Source organism: Sulfitobacter aestuarii, assembly GCF_042685005.1.
GTDB classification, from domain to species: domain Bacteria; phylum Pseudomonadota; class Alphaproteobacteria; order Rhodobacterales; family Rhodobacteraceae; genus Sulfitobacter; species Sulfitobacter aestuarii.
Genome location: NZ_JBHUMP010000009.1, coordinates 1 through 17876, shown reverse-complemented (window position 1 = coordinate 17876; position 17876 = coordinate 1). Strand labels below are relative to the sequence as shown.

The 17876-nt window shown below is 62.8% G+C and carries 18 protein-coding genes; 8 read left to right on the top strand and 10 right to left on the bottom strand.

Features of this window, described 5'->3' with window-relative positions; genetic code table 11:
* Entirely contained in the window at positions 1-219 is a 219-nt protein-coding gene (locus ACFSUD_RS11310) for a DUF1150 family protein (RefSeq protein ID WP_386374462.1), read from the top strand.
* 133 nt (positions 220-352) lie between these two features.
* On the opposite strand, the gene ACFSUD_RS11305 is transcribed toward ACFSUD_RS11310, so the two are convergent.
* Positions 353-2065, bottom strand: a complete 1713-nt coding sequence (locus tag ACFSUD_RS11305; protein ID WP_386374460.1) for a bifunctional sulfate adenylyltransferase/adenylylsulfate kinase — start codon at positions 2063-2065, stop codon at positions 353-355.
* 146 nt (positions 2066-2211) lie between these two features.
* Positions 2212-3225: a thioredoxin-disulfide reductase gene (gene trxB, locus ACFSUD_RS11300; RefSeq protein ID WP_386374458.1), complete on the bottom strand. Its 1014-nt coding sequence runs from the start codon at positions 3223-3225 to the stop codon at positions 2212-2214.
* A 278-nt stretch (positions 3226-3503) separates the two neighbouring features.
* Between trxB and ACFSUD_RS11295 the strand changes: the two genes are divergently transcribed.
* Positions 3504-4004 carry an Lrp/AsnC family transcriptional regulator gene (locus ACFSUD_RS11295; protein WP_386374455.1) on the top strand — a complete coding sequence of 167 codons (501 nt, stop codon included), beginning with the start codon at positions 3504-3506 and terminating at the stop codon, positions 4002-4004.
* A gap of 496 nt (positions 4005-4500) precedes the next feature.
* Here the strand turns inward: ACFSUD_RS11295 and ACFSUD_RS11290 are convergent, their stop codons facing one another.
* From ACFSUD_RS11290 to lgt, 4 genes are all read right to left on the bottom strand, one after another.
* Complete coding sequence (locus ACFSUD_RS11290; protein ID WP_386374454.1) at positions 4501-4644, bottom strand: hypothetical protein; 144 nt, start codon at positions 4642-4644, stop codon at positions 4501-4503.
* Between the two features lie 285 nt (positions 4645-4929).
* The gene (gene pgeF, locus ACFSUD_RS11285; protein WP_386374452.1) at positions 4930-5685 is read right to left on the bottom strand and encodes a peptidoglycan editing factor PgeF; all 756 of its coding nucleotides are present in this window, start codon (positions 5683-5685) and stop codon (positions 4930-4932) included.
* The gene (locus tag ACFSUD_RS11280) at positions 5682-6746 is read right to left on the bottom strand and encodes a class I SAM-dependent methyltransferase (protein ID WP_386374450.1); all 1065 of its coding nucleotides are present in this window, start codon (positions 6744-6746) and stop codon (positions 5682-5684) included. Before ACFSUD_RS11280 ends, pgeF begins: the two co-directional genes overlap by 4 nt.
* Positions 6743-7639: a prolipoprotein diacylglyceryl transferase gene (gene lgt / locus ACFSUD_RS11275; protein WP_386374448.1), complete on the bottom strand. Its 897-nt coding sequence runs from the start codon at positions 7637-7639 to the stop codon at positions 6743-6745. Before lgt ends, ACFSUD_RS11280 begins: the two co-directional genes overlap by 4 nt.
* A 94-nt stretch (positions 7640-7733) precedes the next feature.
* On the opposite strand from lgt, the gene ACFSUD_RS11270 reads away from it, so the two are divergent.
* The 5 genes from ACFSUD_RS11270 to ACFSUD_RS11250 all read left to right on the top strand — a co-directional run bounded on the left by ACFSUD_RS11270 (position 7734) and on the right by ACFSUD_RS11250 (position 10940).
* Positions 7734-7976, top strand: coding sequence for an accessory factor UbiK family protein (locus ACFSUD_RS11270; RefSeq protein ID WP_386374446.1), 243 nt, complete (start codon positions 7734-7736; stop codon positions 7974-7976).
* Between the two features lie 333 nt (positions 7977-8309).
* Positions 8310-8810 carry a type III secretion system chaperone family protein gene (locus ACFSUD_RS11265; RefSeq protein WP_386374444.1) on the top strand — a complete coding sequence of 167 codons (501 nt, stop codon included), beginning with the start codon at positions 8310-8312 and terminating at the stop codon, positions 8808-8810.
* A 36-nt stretch (positions 8811-8846) separates the two neighbouring features.
* The gene (gene proC / locus ACFSUD_RS11260; protein ID WP_386374442.1) at positions 8847-9662 is read left to right on the top strand and encodes a pyrroline-5-carboxylate reductase; all 816 of its coding nucleotides are present in this window, start codon (positions 8847-8849) and stop codon (positions 9660-9662) included.
* Positions 9655-9993, top strand: a complete 339-nt coding sequence (locus tag ACFSUD_RS11255) for a tRNA-binding protein (protein ID WP_386374440.1) — start codon at positions 9655-9657, stop codon at positions 9991-9993. The genes proC and ACFSUD_RS11255 overlap by 8 nt, the downstream gene beginning before the upstream one ends.
* Complete coding sequence (locus tag ACFSUD_RS11250; RefSeq protein WP_386374438.1) at positions 9990-10940, top strand: 2-hydroxyacid dehydrogenase; 951 nt, start codon at positions 9990-9992, stop codon at positions 10938-10940. Before ACFSUD_RS11255 ends, ACFSUD_RS11250 begins: the two co-directional genes overlap by 4 nt.
* Positions 10941-10944: 4 nt before the next feature.
* Here ACFSUD_RS11250 and ACFSUD_RS11245 read toward each other — a convergent pair whose 3' ends face one another.
* The 4 genes from ACFSUD_RS11245 to ACFSUD_RS11230 all read right to left on the bottom strand — a co-directional run bounded on the left by ACFSUD_RS11245 (position 10945) and on the right by ACFSUD_RS11230 (position 17307).
* Positions 10945-11526: a thymidine kinase gene (locus tag ACFSUD_RS11245; RefSeq protein ID WP_386374436.1), complete on the bottom strand. Its 582-nt coding sequence runs from the start codon at positions 11524-11526 to the stop codon at positions 10945-10947.
* 217 nt (positions 11527-11743) lie between these two features.
* On the bottom strand, positions 11744-15076 hold the full coding sequence (gene carB, locus ACFSUD_RS11240; protein ID WP_386374434.1) for a carbamoyl-phosphate synthase large subunit: 3333 nt from the start codon (positions 15074-15076) through the stop codon (positions 11744-11746).
* Positions 15077-15239: 163 nt separating this feature from the next.
* The gene (locus tag ACFSUD_RS11235; protein ID WP_386374432.1) at positions 15240-16448 is read right to left on the bottom strand and encodes a class I SAM-dependent methyltransferase; all 1209 of its coding nucleotides are present in this window, start codon (positions 16446-16448) and stop codon (positions 15240-15242) included.
* 88 nt (positions 16449-16536) lie between these two features.
* Positions 16537-17307 carry an alpha/beta fold hydrolase gene (locus tag ACFSUD_RS11230; protein ID WP_386374430.1) on the bottom strand — a complete coding sequence of 257 codons (771 nt, stop codon included), beginning with the start codon at positions 17305-17307 and terminating at the stop codon, positions 16537-16539.
* A 54-nt stretch (positions 17308-17361) separates the two neighbouring features.
* Between ACFSUD_RS11230 and ACFSUD_RS11225 the strand changes: the two genes are divergently transcribed.
* Positions 17362-17736 (top strand): hypothetical protein, encoded by a 375-nt coding sequence (locus tag ACFSUD_RS11225; protein ID WP_386374428.1) that lies wholly within the window; start codon positions 17362-17364, stop codon positions 17734-17736.
* Positions 17737-17876: the final 140 nt, after the last annotated feature.

Genomic DNA, 17876 nt, shown 5'->3' with positions numbered 1-17876 from the left:
ATGCATAATATCAACGCCCATGAAAGTGACCGGACGGTTTACGTCAAGACGATTCCGGTAAGGGATCTGCCGCGTGAAGTGCGTGATCAGGCCGAGGGGCTCGACCTGCTTTATGCGGTTCACGACGCCCAGGGCCAGCAGCTCGCGCTCGTCGGCAACCGCAAGCTCGCCTTCCGGCTCGCCCGTGAACATGATTATGCGCCCGTGCTGGTCCACTAGGTTTGTTCCGGGTGCATCGCGCTCACGCTGAGAACAGGACGTTCCAGAACGAGAGAAGGCCGCAGCGAACTGCGGCCTTTTTTGCTTGTTAGTCTGAGGCGGGTTTTGCGGCCCTCCTGCTGGCAGGGCAGGTTCAGCCCTTGATCAGCCCCATGTTTTCCAGCTTCAGCAACACCTGGTGGGCGCAATTGTCCACGTCAGTACCTTCGGTCTCGACGCGCAATTCCGGATTCTGCGGCACATCGTAAGGGTCGGAGATCCCGGTGAATTCCTTGATCTTGCCTTCCCGCGCCAGTTTGTAGAGTCCCTTGCGATCCCGGCGCTCGCATTCCTCGATGCTGGTGGCGACATGGACTTCGACGAAGGCGCCGAAGCTTTCCACATCCTCGCGCACGGCGCGGCGGGTGGTCGCATAGGGCGCGATCGGCGCGCAGATCGCGATCCCGCCGTTCTTGGTGATCTCGCTGGCAACATAGCCGATACGGCGGATGTTGAGGTCCCGGTGCTCCTTGGAGAAACCCAGCTCGGAGCTGAGGTTCTTGCGCACGATGTCGCCATCGAGCAGGGTGACCGGACGGCCGCCCATTTCCATCAGCTTGACCATCAGCGCGTTGGCGATGGTGGATTTGCCCGAGCCGGAGAAACCGGTGAAGAACACGGTGAAACCCTGTTGGCTGCGCGGCGGTTTGGTGCGGCGCAATTCCTTGACTACGTCCGGGAAAGAAAACCATTCGGGGATTTCCAGCCCTTCGGAGAGACGGCGGCGCAGTTCGGTGCCGGAGATGTTCAGGATCGTGACATTGTCGCGGTCCTCGATCTCGTCGTTGGGCTCATACTGGGCGCGTTCCTGCACATAGACCATGTGTTTGAAATCGACCATCTCGATGCCCATTTCCTCCTGATGCTCGCGGAAGAGATCCTGTGCATCATAGGGGCCATAGAAATCCTCACCGGCGGAATTCTTGCCCGGACCCGCATGGTCGCGACCGACGATGAAATGGGTGCAGCCGTGGTTCTTGCGGATCAGCCCGTGCCAGACCGCCTCGCGCGGACCGGCCATGCGCATCGCAAGGTTCAGCAGGCTCATGGAGGTCGTCGCCGAAGGGTATTTGTCGAGCACCGCCTCATAGCAGCGCACCCGGGTGAAGTGATCGACGTCGCCGGGCTTGGTCATGCCGACGACCGGATGAATGAGCAGGTTGGCCTGCGCCTCGCGGGCGGCACGGAAGGTCAGCTCCTGATGCGCACGGTGCAAGGGGTTGCGGGTCTGGAAGGCGACGATGCGGCGCCAGCCGAGCTTGCGAAAATAGGCGCGCAGCTCGTTGGGCGTGTCACGCCGGGCGCGGAAATCGTAATGCACCGGCTGCTGGATGCCGACGACCGGGCCGCCGAGATAGATCTTGCCTGCCTGGTTATGCAGGTAATTCACCGCTGGATGTGCGTCGTCATCGGCGCCAAACACCTTCTCGGCCTCGCGGGCCTTGTTGGGTTCCCAGCGGTCGCTGATCGTCATGGTGGCCAGGATCACGCCTTCCTGGTCGCGCAGCGCGATGTCCTGACCGATCTCCAGACTGGCGGCGAAATCTTCCGAAACATCGAGGTTGATCGGCATCGGCCAGAGCGTACCATCGGCGAGGCGCATGTTTTCCACGACGCCGTTGTAATCGTCTTCCGACAGGAAGCCTTTCAGCGGGTTGAAACCGCCATTCATCAGCAGTTCCAGATCGCAGATCTGGCGCGGCGTCAGATCGAGACTGACCAGCTCCCCAGCCTCGATCTTGAGTTTCTGGGCTGAATCATAGGAGACGTAGAGTTCCGGGATCGGAGTCAAATTCGAAGTCTGCATGAAATTCTCGTATCTGGTTAAAGGGCATCGGGCCCGGATTGACGCGGTCCTAACCGCACAGGCTGATCGAAATCAACCTGCGCAGATTGTTTTACCGCTGTCACCGGCCATCCCGGAGCATTTAGGGAAATAATCGTCGTCCGTGTCTATTCTGCGGAAACATCTTCCCGGATCTCGGCGCCATAGCCGAGTGGCAGAGATGTGTCCTTGCCCGCGTCATCACCGACCTCCGCGAGGAAGCGCTCCGCTTCGAGCGCGGCCATGCAGCCCATGCCGGCGCTGGTCACCGCTTGGCGGTATTTGTGATCGGTGAGGTCCCCCGCGGCGAAGACACCGGGGATCGAAGTCTCGGTGCTGTCAGGCTTGGTGACTACATAACCGCCCATATGGGTTTCGAGCGCATCCTTGACCAGCTCATTGGCCGGGGCATGGCCAATCGCCACGAAAACGCCCTTGGCGGGAATATCGGTGATCTCGCCGGTCTTCACATGCCGAACCTTCACCCCTTCGACACCAAGCGGGTTCTCGCTGCCATAAACCTTTTCGAGCTCATGGAACCACAAAGGTTCGATCTTAGGATTCTTCATCAGACGGTCGATGAGGATCTTCTCGGCGCGCAGTTCGTCGCGGCGGTGCACCAGCGTCACCTTGGAGGCGAAATTGGTCAGGAACAGCGCTTCCTCCACCGCGGTATTGCCGCCGCCGATCACCACGATCTCCTGGCCGCGATAAAAGAACCCGTCACAGGTGGCACAGGCCGACACGCCGAAACCCTTGAACTTCTCCTCGCTTTCCAGCCCCAGCCACTTGGCCCGCGCGCCGGTCGCAAGGATCACCGCATCGGCGACATAGGTGGTGCCGCTGTCGCCCTTGGCATGGAACGGACGCGAGGACAGGTCGAGATCGGTGATGATGTCACCGATGATCTCGGTACCCATGGCCTTGGCATGCTCCTGCATCCGGATCATCAGGTCCGGTCCCTGTACCTCGCTGTCACCGGGCCAGTTCTCGACTTCGGTCGTTGTGGTCAATTGGCCGCCGGGCTCGAGCCCCTGCACCAAGATCGGCTCGAGCATGGCGCGGCTGGCATAGACCCCGGCGGTATAGCCCGCAGGGCCGGAACCGATGATCAGAACCTTGGTTTTTCGTGTCTCGGCCATCTGGCGTCTCCGGAGCAAATTGTTTCGACCCCGAGGATATAGACCTGCGCAGCACCGCTTGTAACCCCCTGTCCGGCGCGCCTCTTTATGCTGCCAATACTCCGGGGGGATCGCGGCCTGCCGCGATGGGGGCTGGCCCCCATTCCGCCGCGCCGCCGAGCAGGGGGCCTTGGAACGGTCCGAAACGGACGTGCGGAAAGATTCTTGCGCAACCACGAAACTTTATTGCGCGCAAAACCGCCGGTGGTATAAGAAACGCTAATTCATAGGGGAATCTGATGGCAGGAACGCGGCTCGATCCGATCGATCGGAAAATTCTGGCCGAATTGCAGGCAGACGGACGTATGACCAATGTCGAATTGGCCAAACGGGTCGGGATTTCCGCACCGCCCTGTCTGCGCCGGGTCCGCACGCTGGAAGAGCAGGGCTATATCAAGGGCTATCACGCCGATGTCGATGCCCGCGAACTGGGATTCGAAGTTCAGGTCTATGCGATGGTCGGGCTCGCGAGCCAGGCGGAGGCGGATCTGAGCGCCTTTGAGGAGAAATGCCGCCACTGGCCACTCGTGCGCGAATGTCACATGCTGAACGGCGAGGTCGATTTCATCCTGAAATGCGTGGCGCCGGACCTGTCGGGCTTTCAGAAGTTTCTCACCGGGCAATTGCTGACCACCGCCAATGTCGCCAGCGTCAAGACCAGCCTGGTGATCCGCGGCGCCAAGGATGAGCCGGGCGTGCCTTTCGACATTCTTGAAGAGCGGCTGAGCACGCTGCCCTGATCCGCCCCGATCATTCAGGATTCCGGCGCGCGGGGATGCGCCAGCGGGCCGAAGTCGGAAGGCTGCGACAGACGGGGAAACATCGACAGGGACCGGTGGCGCAGCGCATGGGGCAAGAGTGCATCAGGAAAGGTGTCTCGATCGGCAAGAACTGTCCTGCGGATGGCCGGAGCCGCAAGCGTTCACATGCGATAACCTTTGATCAATAGGTCACATCCGGCTCGGCCCCCATAGATGTGCCGGACGCGACTGCGGGACTCACGTCAGGTCGGTGACGAAGCCAAGGCACCTGGTTCGGTTGAGTTTGTCAAAGTCTGAACAACATCGCGCTGAACTTTCGCTCAAACTTGTGCAAAAGCAGCGTTCTGTTTCCGATCCGGACGCCGACAATGTCACAATCGCGACATAAAAGACCCCCGGCGAATCAGCGCGCGGGGGCCTATTCGGTCAGGTGAACTGACCGAGGGAAACTCTTTGCAATCGTCTGAAGCAGTCCTCAGGCGCTCTTGCGCTGCTCCGACAGGGCGGCGCGTTTGGCGATGAAGGCGCTGCGGCGCTTGCCGCGGCTCCAGGGCATCTCGGCGTCGTTCTTGGCAGCGGCATCGACGATCGACTTGATAAAACGAATGTTGGTCTTCATGGCGCGGTCCTCTTCTCATTGTCCGGGGCGGGCGATCGCCCTCGCTTGACACCAATATGGCCGGTCTTTCGGGCCAGTTTTGGGCGTTGGCGCAGAAACTTCACCTCCTGCACGGCCCCGCGCGCCACGATTCAAGGCAATTCCGCCACATTCTCCCGAACGCCTTGTTTGCAAGGCGCGGGGATGATGTTTCTTGCGCAATCTACGCTGCACGACCGGATTGTTTCGAAAATTTCACCGTTTTCAGGCGGTCAAAGGGCGATGCCCGCCGCAAATCCGCCCTAATCAGAGGGCGATAGCGGCGATCAGGCGGCCGTAGTCGGCCTCCTTGGCATGGGTGGTGCGGCGATAGGAATAGAATCGCTCCGCATCGCTATAGGTGCAATGGCGGGTCCATTCCGCATGGCCGATCCCGGCTTCGCGCAGCCTGTTAAGGCCAAAACCCGGCAGGTCGAAAAGCATCTTGTCGCCCTCTCCCTGGGCGAAGAAACGGGCGAATTCAGGGTCTTCGGCCAGGAAGGTATCGAGGAATTCCGGCCCGACCTCATAGGCGCGCTGGCTGATCGTCGGGCCAATCACCGCAACGATATCCTCACGCGCTGCGCCGAGATCGACCATCGCCGAGACCGTCGCTTCGAGCACCCCGTCAAGCGCCCCGCGCCAACCCGCATGGGCGGCTCCGATGACTCCGGCCTGCGGATCGGCAAACAGCACCGGCTGGCAATCGGCGGTCAGCACCGACAGCGCCAGTCCCGGTGTACGGGTGACCAGCGCATCGGCGCGCGGTTTTTCCTCCAGCGGTGCTTCGATCTTCACCACACTGGCGGAGTGGACCTGATGCACTCCCACCAGATAGTCCGGCGTCACCCCCATCGCCTCGGCGACACGACCACGGTTGATCGCGACGATCTCGCTCTGATCGGAACTGCCGGTGCCGCAGTTGAGCCCGGCAAAGACACCGGAGGACGCGCCACCGCGCCGGGTGAAGAAACCATGGCGCAAGGGCGTGAGGCTGTCGGAGGTCAAAATCTCGAGTGTCATGCTTCCAATCCGGGGGGCGGGGCGGCTTGCCGAGGGTAGAGCCCCATCACTTTGAACAGACTTCCCATTTCTTCGGGATGCGTCAACCGCCGATGTGCGGCGATATGCGCGGCAAGCGGCTCACCGTGCAGATGTCGGGCCAGGGTCTGCGCCCGCCCGGTGATCCCGAGCCGTTCCAGAAACACGCCCTGCGGCGTCAGCCGGGTTACCGCGCAGGCGGTGCCTGCAGCGGCGGCCAGCGCGGCGAAATCGACATGCGCGGTCAGATCGGCGCTGCCCGGCTCCGCCAGCGGATCGGCAGGGGCATGGTCGCGCAACGCCTGGAACGTATCGCCGAGCGAGAGCCAATCGCCATAATCCACGATCAGCGCCGCGCCGCCGAATGCCCCGATCAGCCGGGCAATGCGATCGATCACCGGCGTCGCGGCATCGCAGGTTTCGACCAGGTCACCGGGCGCGGCATCGTCGCGGCTAGCAGTGAGCGCCGGTTGCGGCAGGACCGGGCCGAGCCCGAACCGCAATCCGTCCCCGACCAGTCCCACCTGACGTTCATGCCAGCCGGTTTCTGCGCGCAGGAACTGACGGATCGGCAAAGCGTCGAAAAATTCGTTGGCGATCAAGAACAGCGGCGCATCGGGCAGGGCGGTGAGATCCGAGGCCCAACGCACCCGATGTCCCGAAAGCGTCTGGCGCTGACGATCGCGCAGTGCCGGGGAGGCCTCGACAAGCAGGATATCCGCCGCCTCCAGAAACCCCGGCACGGCCCGGCAGGCGCGCAGGGCATCGGCCATCAGACTGCCGCGACCGGGACCGAGCTCGGCCAGGGTGAAGCTTTCCGGAGCTCCCTGCGCGAGCCAGTTTTGCGCGAGACAAAGGCCGAGCAATTCGCCGAACATCTGGCTGATTTCCGGTGCGGTGGTGAAATCGCCCGTTTTGCCGAAGGGATCGCGGGTCGTGTAATAGCCGTATTCGGGATGCAGCAGGCAGGTTTGCATATATTCATCGAGCCGCATCGGTCCTTGCGCGGCGATACGCGCCCTGATCAGCGCCAGCAGGCTCATGCGGCGACAGACACGCGCCGCCGGGCCCGCAGGATGAGGAACAGACCGATGGCGATCATCGGCAGACTGAGAATCTGCCCCATGGTCAGCCCGTAGCCACCGACATGGAACGCCAGACCCAGCGGATTGCCTGCGGTGACGAATTGGGGATCCGGCTGGCGGACGAATTCCACGAGGAAACGCGCCAGACCATACCCGGCCAGGAAAGTCCCGCCGATCAGCCCCGGATACCGCAGCGCGCCGCGTCGCCAGGCCATCCAGATCAGCAGGGCACCAAGCAGCAGCCCTTCGAGCAGCGCTTCATAGAGCTGCGAGGGGTGCCGTGCGCAGATGCCTGCCACGTCCGGGCAGAATTGGGCGGCATCGCCCGGGAAGGCGACGCCCCAGGGCAGATCGGTCGGACGGCCCCAGAGCTCGGCATTGATGAAATTGGCCAACCGCCCGAGAAACAGACCTGGCGCGAGACCGAGGCAGACGAGATCGCCGGTCGAGATGACCGGGATACGGTGCCGGGTGGTATAGAACAACCCCGCCAGAATCACCCCGAGCGCGCCGCCGTGAAAGGACATGCCGCCCTCCCACAATTGCAGAATCCGCGCAGGATTTTGCAGGTAGAAGCCCGGCTGGTAGAACAGGACATATCCAAGCCGCCCGCCGAGGATCACCCCGAGGATCACCCAGAACAGCAGATCCTCGATCTGCCCCGGGGTCATCACCGGCCTGTCGTCCCGCCACAGGCGCGGCGTCCGTGCGGCGCGCAGCACGACGCGCCAGCCGAGCAGGATGCCGACGATATAGGCCAGGGCATACCAGCGCAGGGCAAAGGTCATGCCGAAAAGCGAGATCGAGAAGATCTCGGGCGAAATCTCGGGGAAGGGGAGCATGGCGATCATGGGGGTGAATGACCTTGACGCGGCGGGGAAGTCAACCTTGCGGGACGCGACGTTGCGCCCCATATAGAGAACATTCAGAGCCCGGAGACCAGACATGCAGACGCGCAACAAGTTTTTCGACGATCTTTCGCAGATCATGACCAATGCGATGGGCGTGGCCCAGGGCGCCAAGGAGGAGGCCGAGACCGCCTTCAAGGGGATGCTCGATCGCTGGCTGGCGGATCGCGATTTCGTGACCCGCGAAGAATTCGATGCGGTAAGGGCGATGGCCCAGAAGGCCCGAGAGGAGAATGAAGCGCTGAAGGCGCGACTCGATACGCTCGAAAGCAAAGGCTGACCGGGATTGCCGCGACTTGCGGTGTCGCGGGGGTAGCATTGTCTCTTCCGGCCCTACGCGAGCTGTAATGGTCGGAATTGAGTATTTCCTGCATAAAGAAGCGGCTTGGGTTCTACCAATCATAGACTTGGTGTTTATCCCCGAGTTCCCCACAAGTTATTGAGGTTATCCCCTACGAATTGTGCTTATCCCCAGAAAGGGGGTTGCCAGCTTTGCCCCTTTGGCTCCACCATATCTGGTATAGGTGGTGGTAGATCCCACGCCTTCTAGCGCAGGCACCTAGCATCGGCGGCAGTCAAGACCGTCGGCGAGGTCAGACAAAGAGGTGGCGAAATGGCCCTGTCCGAGCAATACCTTGAAGACGACATTCATCCGATCGACATCGTCGAGACCCTGGCGGCCCATCACGACTGGGAATTCGACCGGATCGCCGACGATCAGATCGCCATGGCCGTGGAGGGCCAGTGGCGCACCTATTCGATCACCCTGGCCTGGTCGGCCAAGGATGAGACGCTGCGACTGATCTGTACCTATGAGATGGAGCCTCCGGCGGAGACGATGCCGGGGCTTCTGGAATTGCTGAACCTGGTCAATGACCAATGCTGGGTCGGCGGTTTCAGCTTCTGGGCGGAAGAAAAGCTGATGGTCTACCGCTACGGGCTGGTGCTTGCCGGCGGACAGGATGCGAGCCCCGAGCAGATCGACACGATGATCGGCGCCGCGGTGATGAGTGCTGAACGCTATTATCCGGCGCTGCAATTGCTGGCCTGGGGCGGTCGCAGTCCGCGGGATGCGTTGCAGGTCGCCATTGCAGAGGCTTACGGGCGCGCGTAACACTTCGCCCCGAAAGGTCATTCGGGGGAAGAAGATATGCGGGATGGACGGATTGCCGAGCGGGGGCTGGTGCTGCTCGGCTGTGGCAAGATGGGCTCGGCGATGCTCGCAGGTTGGCTGGGGCGCGGATTGCCCGCGGCTTCGGTCTGGGTCATCGATCCGCAACCCTCCGACTGGCTGCAGCGTCAGGGTGTCAATCTCAACGCCGACCTCCCGGCCGCGCCGGCGGTGGTGCTGGTCGCGGTGAAACCGCAGATGATGGATGCAGGGCTGCCCGCGCTGACTGGGATGGGCAATGGCGAGACCTTGTTCATCAGTGTCGCGGCAGGCACGCCGATCGCGCATTTCGAAAAGATACTGGGGAGCGACACGCCGATCATCCGGGCGATGCCGAACACCCCCGCCGCAATCTCGCAGGGCATTACGGCGATCATCGGCAACTCCAATGCCGGGGCAGCACGGTTGTCGGAGGCCGAGACCTTGCTTAGCGCCATCGGTGAGGTCGTGCGGCTGGAGCGGGAGGCCCAGATCGACGCGGTCACCGGGGTCAGCGGTTCCGGCCCGGCCTATGTCTTTCACATGATCGAGGCGCTGGCCGCTGCGGGTGAGGCGGAGGGGCTGAGCGCCGCCTTGTCGCTTCAGCTCGCCCGGGCGACGGTGGCCGGAGCCGGGGCGCTGGCGATGGCCGCGGAGGAAGACCCGGCGCAGCTGCGGATCAATGTCACCAGCCCGAATGGCACCACGGAAGCAGCGCTCAAGGTTCTGATGGACAAGGATCACGGGTTTTCGCCACTGCTGCGCCGCGCCGTGGCGGCGGCGGCGGATCGGTCCCGGGAATTGTCCCATGGATAAGATCAATTTCGACGATTTCATGAAGGTCGACATACGCGCGGGTACGGTGCGTCGCGCCGAGAACTTTCCCGAAGCGCGCAAACCGGCGCTGAAGCTCTGGATCGATTTCGGCCCCGGGATTGGCGAGCGCAGGACCTCGGCGCAGCTGACCGGACATTATACGCCCAAGGCGCTGATCGGGCGGCAGGTCATGGCGGTTATCAATTTCCCGCCGCGCCAGATCGGGCCGTTCATGTCGGAGGTGCTGGTGCTGGGGGTTGCCGATGAGCAGGGCGCCATCGTGTTGCTGCAGCCCGATCGACAAGTACCGGATGGAGGACGGATGCATTGACCAGGATTTTGATCACCAGACCGCTGCCGGAAACGGTGCTGGCGCCGCTTGCGGGCTATGAACTCACCCGGCGCGAAAAAACCACGCCGCTCGATGCCGAGGAACTGCGCGCCGCGTTGCGCGACTTTGACGGGGTGCTGCCGACCTTGGGCGATCTGTTCACGGCCGATGTGTTTGCGGATGTGGCACGACCGCGCTGCCGGGTGTTGGCGAATTTCGGGGTCGGGTATAATCATATCGATGTCGGCGCGGCCAAGGCTGCCGGTGTCGTGGTGAGCAATACGCCGGGAGCGGTGACCGATGCCACCGCGGATATCGCGATGACGTTGATGCTGATGAGTGCCCGGCGGGCCGGGGAGGGCGAACGGCTGGTGCGGGCAGAGATGTGGGAGGGCTGGCATCCGACCCAGATGCTGGGGCTGCATCTCAGCGGCAAGAGCGTCGGAATCGTCGGCATGGGCCGGATCGGCCAGGCGATTGCGCGGCGTTGTCATTTCGGATTCGGCATGTCGGTGAAATATGTCAGCCGCAGCAGCAAGACGCTGGCCTTCCCGGCGGAGCGCATCCCCGATCTCAAGGCATTGGCCGGGCAGGTCGATGTGCTGGTGATCGCGGTGCCGGGCGGTCGCGAGACCCGTCATCTGATCGACGCTAAAGTGCTCGGCGCGATGCAGAAACATGCGCATCTTGTCAACATCGCACGCGGTGATGTTGTGGAGGAGAGCGCGTTGATTGACGCTTTGCAGAAAGGGCGTATCGGTGGCGCGGGGCTTGATGTCTATGAGTTCGAGCCCCGGGTGCCGCAGGCGCTGCGGGAATTGGAGAATGTCGTTCTGCTGCCGCATCTTGGCACTGCGGCGCTTGAAGTTCGCGAGGACATGGGACGGATGGCGGTTGCGAACCTCACGGCCTATTTCGAGGGCAGGGATCTGCCCAACCCGGTCTGAGCCTTCAGCAATCTCCGACGGCCGCGCGCCAGTGCCGCCGACACAGGGACACATAGGTCTCGTTACCGCCGATCTGCACCTGCGCGCCTTCGCGCAGGGCGCGCCCGTCGGGACCTTGCCGTACCACCATCGTGGCTTTCTTGCCGCAATGACAGATGGTGCGGACTTCGCGGATCTCGTCGGCAATCGCCAGAAGACTGGCCGAACCGGGGAATAACTTGCCGCGGAAGTCGACACGCAGCCCATAGCACATGATCGGGACCTTGAGGTCATCGACCGCGCGCGCGAGTTGCCAGACCTGCGCTTCGGTGAGGAACTGCGCTTCATCCACAAAGATGCAGGCACAGGGGCCATCGTCGAGCCGGGCGCGGATCTTGGCGAAAAGGTTCTCCTCGGTGTTGAAGGTTTCCGCGTCCTTTCCAATTCCGATCCGCGAGGCAATCCGCCCTTTGCCGGCACGGTCATCGACCTGCGCGGTCAGCAGATAGGTCGCCATGCCGCGCTCGACGTAGTTATGGGCGGCCTGAAGCAGCACCGTCGATTTGCCCGCATTCATAGTCGAATAGTGGAAATAGAGCTTCGCCATGGCGCGGTGTTATGCGGCGGGCACGCGTGATTCAAGCCTGAGCCTTGTCGAGATGGCCGGATTGTAACGCCCTTGCCTTGTCGGTGTCGTCCTCCCTGCAAATCATTCGTGCCGACGGATCTAGAGACACCAGATTAAGAAGGCGTGAATGGAAACGAGACGACGCGCGTCGCTTGGAGCGCGTCGTTCGTCAGTCACGATCATCCAAAAGGTCTGTTCAGCCTTGCAGGGGCTTCACCCCGATATCGTCCTCGGCCTGAGCCTTGATCGCCAGTGCGGCGGCATGGGCGCCTGCGGCGGTGGTGAAATAGGGGATCTTGTCATAGAGGGCGATGGAGCGAATCGACTTGGAATCCTCGACCGCCTGCGCGCCTTCCGTCGTGTTCATCACGAGATCGACGCCGCCGTCCTTCATCAGGTCGGTGATGTCGGGGCGGCCCTCATAGACCTTGTTAACGGTTTCGCAAGCAATCTCCTGCGAAGATAGCCAGGCCGCGGTGCCGCGGGTGGCCATGATCGTGAAGCCCTGATCGATCAGAATGCGCGCGGCGTCGAGCATGTCGGCATTCTTGTCGGCATCCTTGATCGAGAAGAAGACGCGACCCTGCCGCGGCAGCGGGTTGCCTGCACCCATCTGCGCCTTGAGGAACGCACGGGGGAAGTCGCGGTCCCAGCCCATGACCTCGCCGGTGGAGCGCATTTCCGGCCCCAGCAGGGTATCGACGCCGGGGAAGCGAGCGAAGGGCAGCACCGCCTCCTTGACCGAGAACCAGGGCATGTCCGGATCGGCAAGGCTCATCGGGTCGCCGAGCGGCAGAATGTCGTCATAGGCGGCCTTGGCATCATAGGGCGGGCGCTGCGGGAAGTTGGCGAGTTTTTCGCCCGCCATGACCCGCGCTGCGATGGAGGCGATGGCGCTGTCGGTCGCCTTCGCGACGAAGGGCACGGTGCGTGACGCGCGGGGATTGACCTCGATGAGGAAGATCTCGCCATCCTTGATCGCGAACTGGATGTTCATCAGCCCGACCACGTCGAGCGCACGGGCCAGCGCGCGGGTCTGTTCCTTGACCTCGTCGATGATCTCGCGCGAGAGCGAATAGGGCGGCAGCGAGCAGGCGCTGTCGCCGGAATGGACACCGGCCTCCTCGATATGCTGCATGATCCCGGCGACATGCACGTCTGTCCCGTCGCTGAGCGCATCGACGTCAAGCTCGACCGCACCGGCGAGATAGCTGTCGAGCAGGACCGGGCTCTTGCCCGAGACCACGACCGCCTCCCGGATATAGCGCTCAAGACTGGCCTGATCGCGGACGATTTCCATGGCGCGGCCGCCCAGCACATAGGAGGGGCGGATCACCAGTGGGAAGCCGATTTCCTTGGCAATGGCGAAGGCCTGCTCGTCAGTGGAAGCGATGCCATTGCGTGGTTGTTTCAGACCGAGCTTCTGCACAAGCTGCTGGAAACGCTCGCGGTCTTCGGCGAGGTCGATCTTGTCGGGCGTTGTCCCGAGGATCGGGATGCCCGAGTCCTGCAGCGCATTGGCAAGCTTCAGCGGGGTCTGGCCGCCGAACTGGACGATCACCCCATGCAATGTACCGTTCTCCTGCTCGACGCGTAGGATCTCCATCACATGTTCGAAAGTCAGCGGCTCGAAATAGAGCCGGTCCGATGTGTCGTAATCGGTCGAGACCGTCTCGGGGTTGCAATTGACCATGATGGTCTCATAGCCCGCGTCGGTCAGCGCGTAGCAGGCGTGACAGCAGCAGTAATCGAATTCGATCCCCTGACCGATCCGGTTCGGTCCGCCACCGAGGATGACGACTTTCTTGCGATCGGAGGGGCGCGCCTCGCATTCGGCCTCGCCCATCATCGGCGCTTCATAGGTGGAGTACATGTAGGGTGTCTGGGCCTCGAATTCGGCGGCACAGGTGTCGATCCGCTTGAACACCGCCTTGACGCCAAGGTCGAGCCGCACCTTGCGGACGTCCTCTTCGGTCTTGCCTGCGAGCTGCGCGAGCCGGGCGTCGGTGAAGCCCATCATCTTGAGGTGACGCAGCCCGGTCTCGTCGCTCGGCAGGCCATCGGCCCTGACCTGCTCCTCGGCCTCGACGATTTCGCGGATACGGGCCAGGAACCATGGGTCGAACATGGTGATGCCGTGGATGTCGTCATCGGACATGCCGTGGCGCATCGCCTGGGCGATGGTACGCATCCGGTCCGGAGTCTGCTTGCTGATCGCCTTGATCAGGGACGCCTGTTCCGGCGCGCCGGGGATCTCGATCTCGTCAAAGCCGGTGAGTCCGGATTCCATCGAGGCGAGAGCCTTCTGCAGCGATTCGTGGATGGTCCGGCCGATCGCCATGGCCTCGCCGACCGACTTCATCGCGGTGGTCAAATAGGGTTCGGATCCGGGGAATTTCTCGAAGGCGAATTTCGGGATCTTGGTGACCACATAGTCGATCGTCGGCTCGAAAGAGGCGGGGGTGACGCCGGTGATGTCGTTGTCGAGCTCATCGAGGGTGAAGCCGACCGCCAACTTGGCCGCGATCTTGGCAATCGGGAAGCCGGTTGCCTTGGAGGCCAGCGCCGAGGAGCGGCTGACGCGGGGATTCATCTCGATTACCACCATGCGGCCGTCCGCCGGGTTCACCGCCCATTGCACGTTCGAGCCGCCGGTTTCCACGCCGATCTCGCGCAGAACCGCCATCGAGTGGTTGCGCATGATCTGGTATTCCTTGTCGGTCAGCGTCAGCGCCGGGGCCACGGTGATCGAATCACCGGTATGCACACCCATCGGATCGACGTTCTCGATGGAGCAAACGATGATCGCGTTGTCGGCGGTGTCGCGCACCACCTCCATTTCGTATTCCTTCCAGCCGAGCAGGCTCTCGTCGACGAGGATCTGTCCCATCGGCGAGGCGTCCATGCCCGAGCGGCAGAAATGTTCGTAATCGTCCCGGTTATAGGCGACGCCGCCGCCGGTGCCGCCCATGGTAAAGGCGGGGCGGATGATCGCGGGCAGGCCGATGTCCTCGAGCGCCTCAAGCGCCAGCGCCACACCGGCGGCGAGGTCCTTCTTGCCCGCTTCGTTCTTCGGCGCGGTGACGATGGTGGCGCGCGGGTTCTCGATACCCAGGCGGTCCATCGCGTCGCGGAACAGCTTGCGGTCTTCGGCCATTTCAATGGCTTCGCGCTTGGCGCCGATCATCTCGACACCGAATTTCTCCAGCACGCCCATTTCTTCCAGCGCCAGCGAGGTGTTGAGCCCGGTCTGCCCGCCCATGGTCGGCAGCAGCGCGTCGGGGCGTTCCTTCTCGATGATCTTCGCGACGATCTCCGGCGTGATCGGCTCGATATAGGTGGCATCGGCCAGGCCCGGATCGGTCATGATCGTGGCGGGGTTGGAGTTGACCAGGATGACCCGGTAGCCTTCTTCCTTCAGCGCCTTGCAGGCCTGGGCACCGGAATAGTCGAATTCGCAGGCCTGACCGATCACGATGGGGCCCGCGCCTATGATCATGATCGACTGGATGTCGGTTCTCTTTGGCATCGTTCCGGCCCTCTGGATATATGTGATGTGTTGCCTGCGGCGCACGCCCGCAAATTGTCGTGGGTTATAGGGATGGAGGCGGAAGGTGCAAGGGGGCAATGGCTCCGGTCGCGGCCGGACGACCGCTGTCACTGCCTAGCGCGGCATTGGGCCGAGGTGCGGTTCAGCGGTCCTGCGGGTTGCACAGATACGCGCGGGTAAGCGGCACGGCATCGCGGCGATGCGCGAGCTGCAGCTGGTAGACCCCGTGCATCTGATGTTCGAACGTCGCGATACAGATTGCGAAGTAATAGCGGAACATGGCGATGAAACGATCGTCATAGCGGGCGTGGATCTGTTCGAGATTGTCCTCGAAACGCTTTCGCCAATGACGCAGGGTGCGCGCGTAATGCAGGCGCCAGACCTCGATGTCGCATTGCCAGAGGCCGCTGCGTTCCAGCGGTCCGATCAGTTCGGAAAGCGACGGGACATAGCCGCCCGGAAAGATGTATTTGTTGAGCCAGGGGCTGTGATGCACCGGCGGTGCGCTGCGCCCGATCGAATGGATGAGCGCGACGCCATCCGGCGCCAGCAGCCGCGCCACCGTGTTGAAATAGGTGCCGTAATTGGGCACGCCCACATGTTCGAGCATGCCGACGCTGACGATCCGGTCGAAGGTCTCGCTGACCTGCCGGTAATCCTGCAGGCGGAAATCGACCAGCCTGTCGAGCCCCTCGGCGCTGGCGCGGGCCTGTGCGGTCGAAAGCTGGTTCTGCGACAGGGTGATGCCCGTGACCCTGACCCCGTAATCCCGCGCCAGCGTCAGCGCCATTCCGCCCCAGCCGCAGCCGATGTCGAGCACATGGCAACCCGGCTTCAGGCAGAGCTTGGCGGCGATATGCGCCTTCTTGGCTTCCTGCGCCGCATCGAGGGACATGTCGGCCTCGGGAAAATAGGCGCAGGAATATTGCATGTCGCGATCGAGAAACAGCGCGTAGAGCTCGTCCGAGATATCGTAGTGATGCGCGACATTGGCGCGGGCGCGGTTCGGGGAATTATGCTGGATGATGCGGCGCAGGTGGTAGCGGGCATGATTGGCCGCGGTGATCCATGCGGGCAGGTGGCCGTGCTCCCGGTTGCGCAGCAGGATGCGGATCAGATCGTCGAGACTGCCCTCGGTGATGCTGAGCGTGCCGTCCATATAGGCTTCGCCGAGGGTCAGCTCGGGGTTGAGGACGAGGCCGCGCAGCGTCGGCTCGTCGTGGATGGTGATGTGGACCGTCTCCCCGTGACTGGGGCCGAAATTGCGGGTCGTGCCGTCCGGAAAGGTAACCCGCAGACAATCACAGACCATCATTCCGCGCAGAAAATGCTGAAAGAGCCGAGACCACATCGCTTTTCTCCACGCTTGAAAACGCTTTGGAAACAAGGTGACACGGGAGGCGTCGCTGTCAAGCCCCGGCGCCGGGGGGCGGCGGTGATCAGGCGTCGAGGAAGGTGCGCAGGGCGGCTTCGAATTCGCGCGGCTTCTCGGCATGGAGCCAATGTCCGGCACCCGGCAGCTTGGCGAAGCGCGCGGTCGGGAACAACGACTTTATCCGGTCGCGGTGCTCGGGGAGAACGTATTCCGATTCCGCACCGGAGAGGAACAGGGTGGGACCGGAAAAACTGCCGACAAGCGTCTCGGGCCAGCCGATGATCTTGTCCATCTCTGCATCGAGCACATTGAGGTTGAGCCGCCATTGTCGGTTGGTCACGTCGAGCGACTGGGTGAAGAAACTCTGCAAGGACCGGTCCACCCCCGCCTCCGCAAGCTGGCTCTCCGCTTCGGAGCGCCGGGTCAGGGTCGAGAGATCGACGCGGCGCATGGCGTCGATGAATTGCTGTTGGTCATGGGAATAGGCGACAGGCGCAATATCCGCGACGATCAGCTTGCGCAGTTTTTCGGGATGCAGCAGCGCCAGCGCCATCGCCGCCTTGCCGCCCATGGAATGACCGCAGAGATCGACCGGCCCGCCCAGATGTTCGATCAACTCGGCGAGGTCTTCGGCCATGTCCGGATAGCTATGGCTCGGCGCGCGCGGGCTGTGACCGTGGTTTCGCATGTCGAGCGTGACGACCCGGCGGCTGTCGCCGAGGCGCCGCGCGATCACGCCCCAGTTGCGTCCTGAACCGTAAAGCCCATGCACGATGAGGAGGGCGGGGTTCTCTGCGGTGGGCGTGTGGTCGCCGAATTCGGTAAAGCTGAGCATGGGGCCAGAGGTAGTGACATTGCAGGCGATGCGCCAGTGGGTTTAGATGCGCCCATGATGGAATCCCGGGACATGCAGGCCAAGGCCGAAGCGCTGCAGCGGCTGCTGCAGGAACGGCTCGGCATCAAGGCACGCAACCTGCGCCAGGGCTTCCGACAGGCGCGGCGGCATCTGCCGCGTCCGGTCCGGCGGCAGGCACGGATGCTGGGGGAGGCCGAACAGCTCGTCGGTCATCCCCGCATTGCCCGGCAACTCGACCCAGCGGTGATGGAGAACGCCTTTGCCTCGGTCCGGAGTCATCTGCGCGGCATCGATGCAGGGGATCTGCGCAAGGCACGGATCCTGGCGGTGGCCGGTTCGATAGCCTGGAAACTGCTGCTGCTGGCCGGGGTGTTCGTGACCTTCCTGTGGTGGCGCGGCTACGTCTGATGCTTGTCGATCGAAACCAAAACGGCCCCGCGCATTTCTGCCGGGGCCGTTCTTCGTTTCGGGTGATCCGCTTCAGAGCTCGGGATACATCGGGAAGCGTTTGCAGAGGGCCTCGACCTCGCCGCGCACCCGGGCCTCGA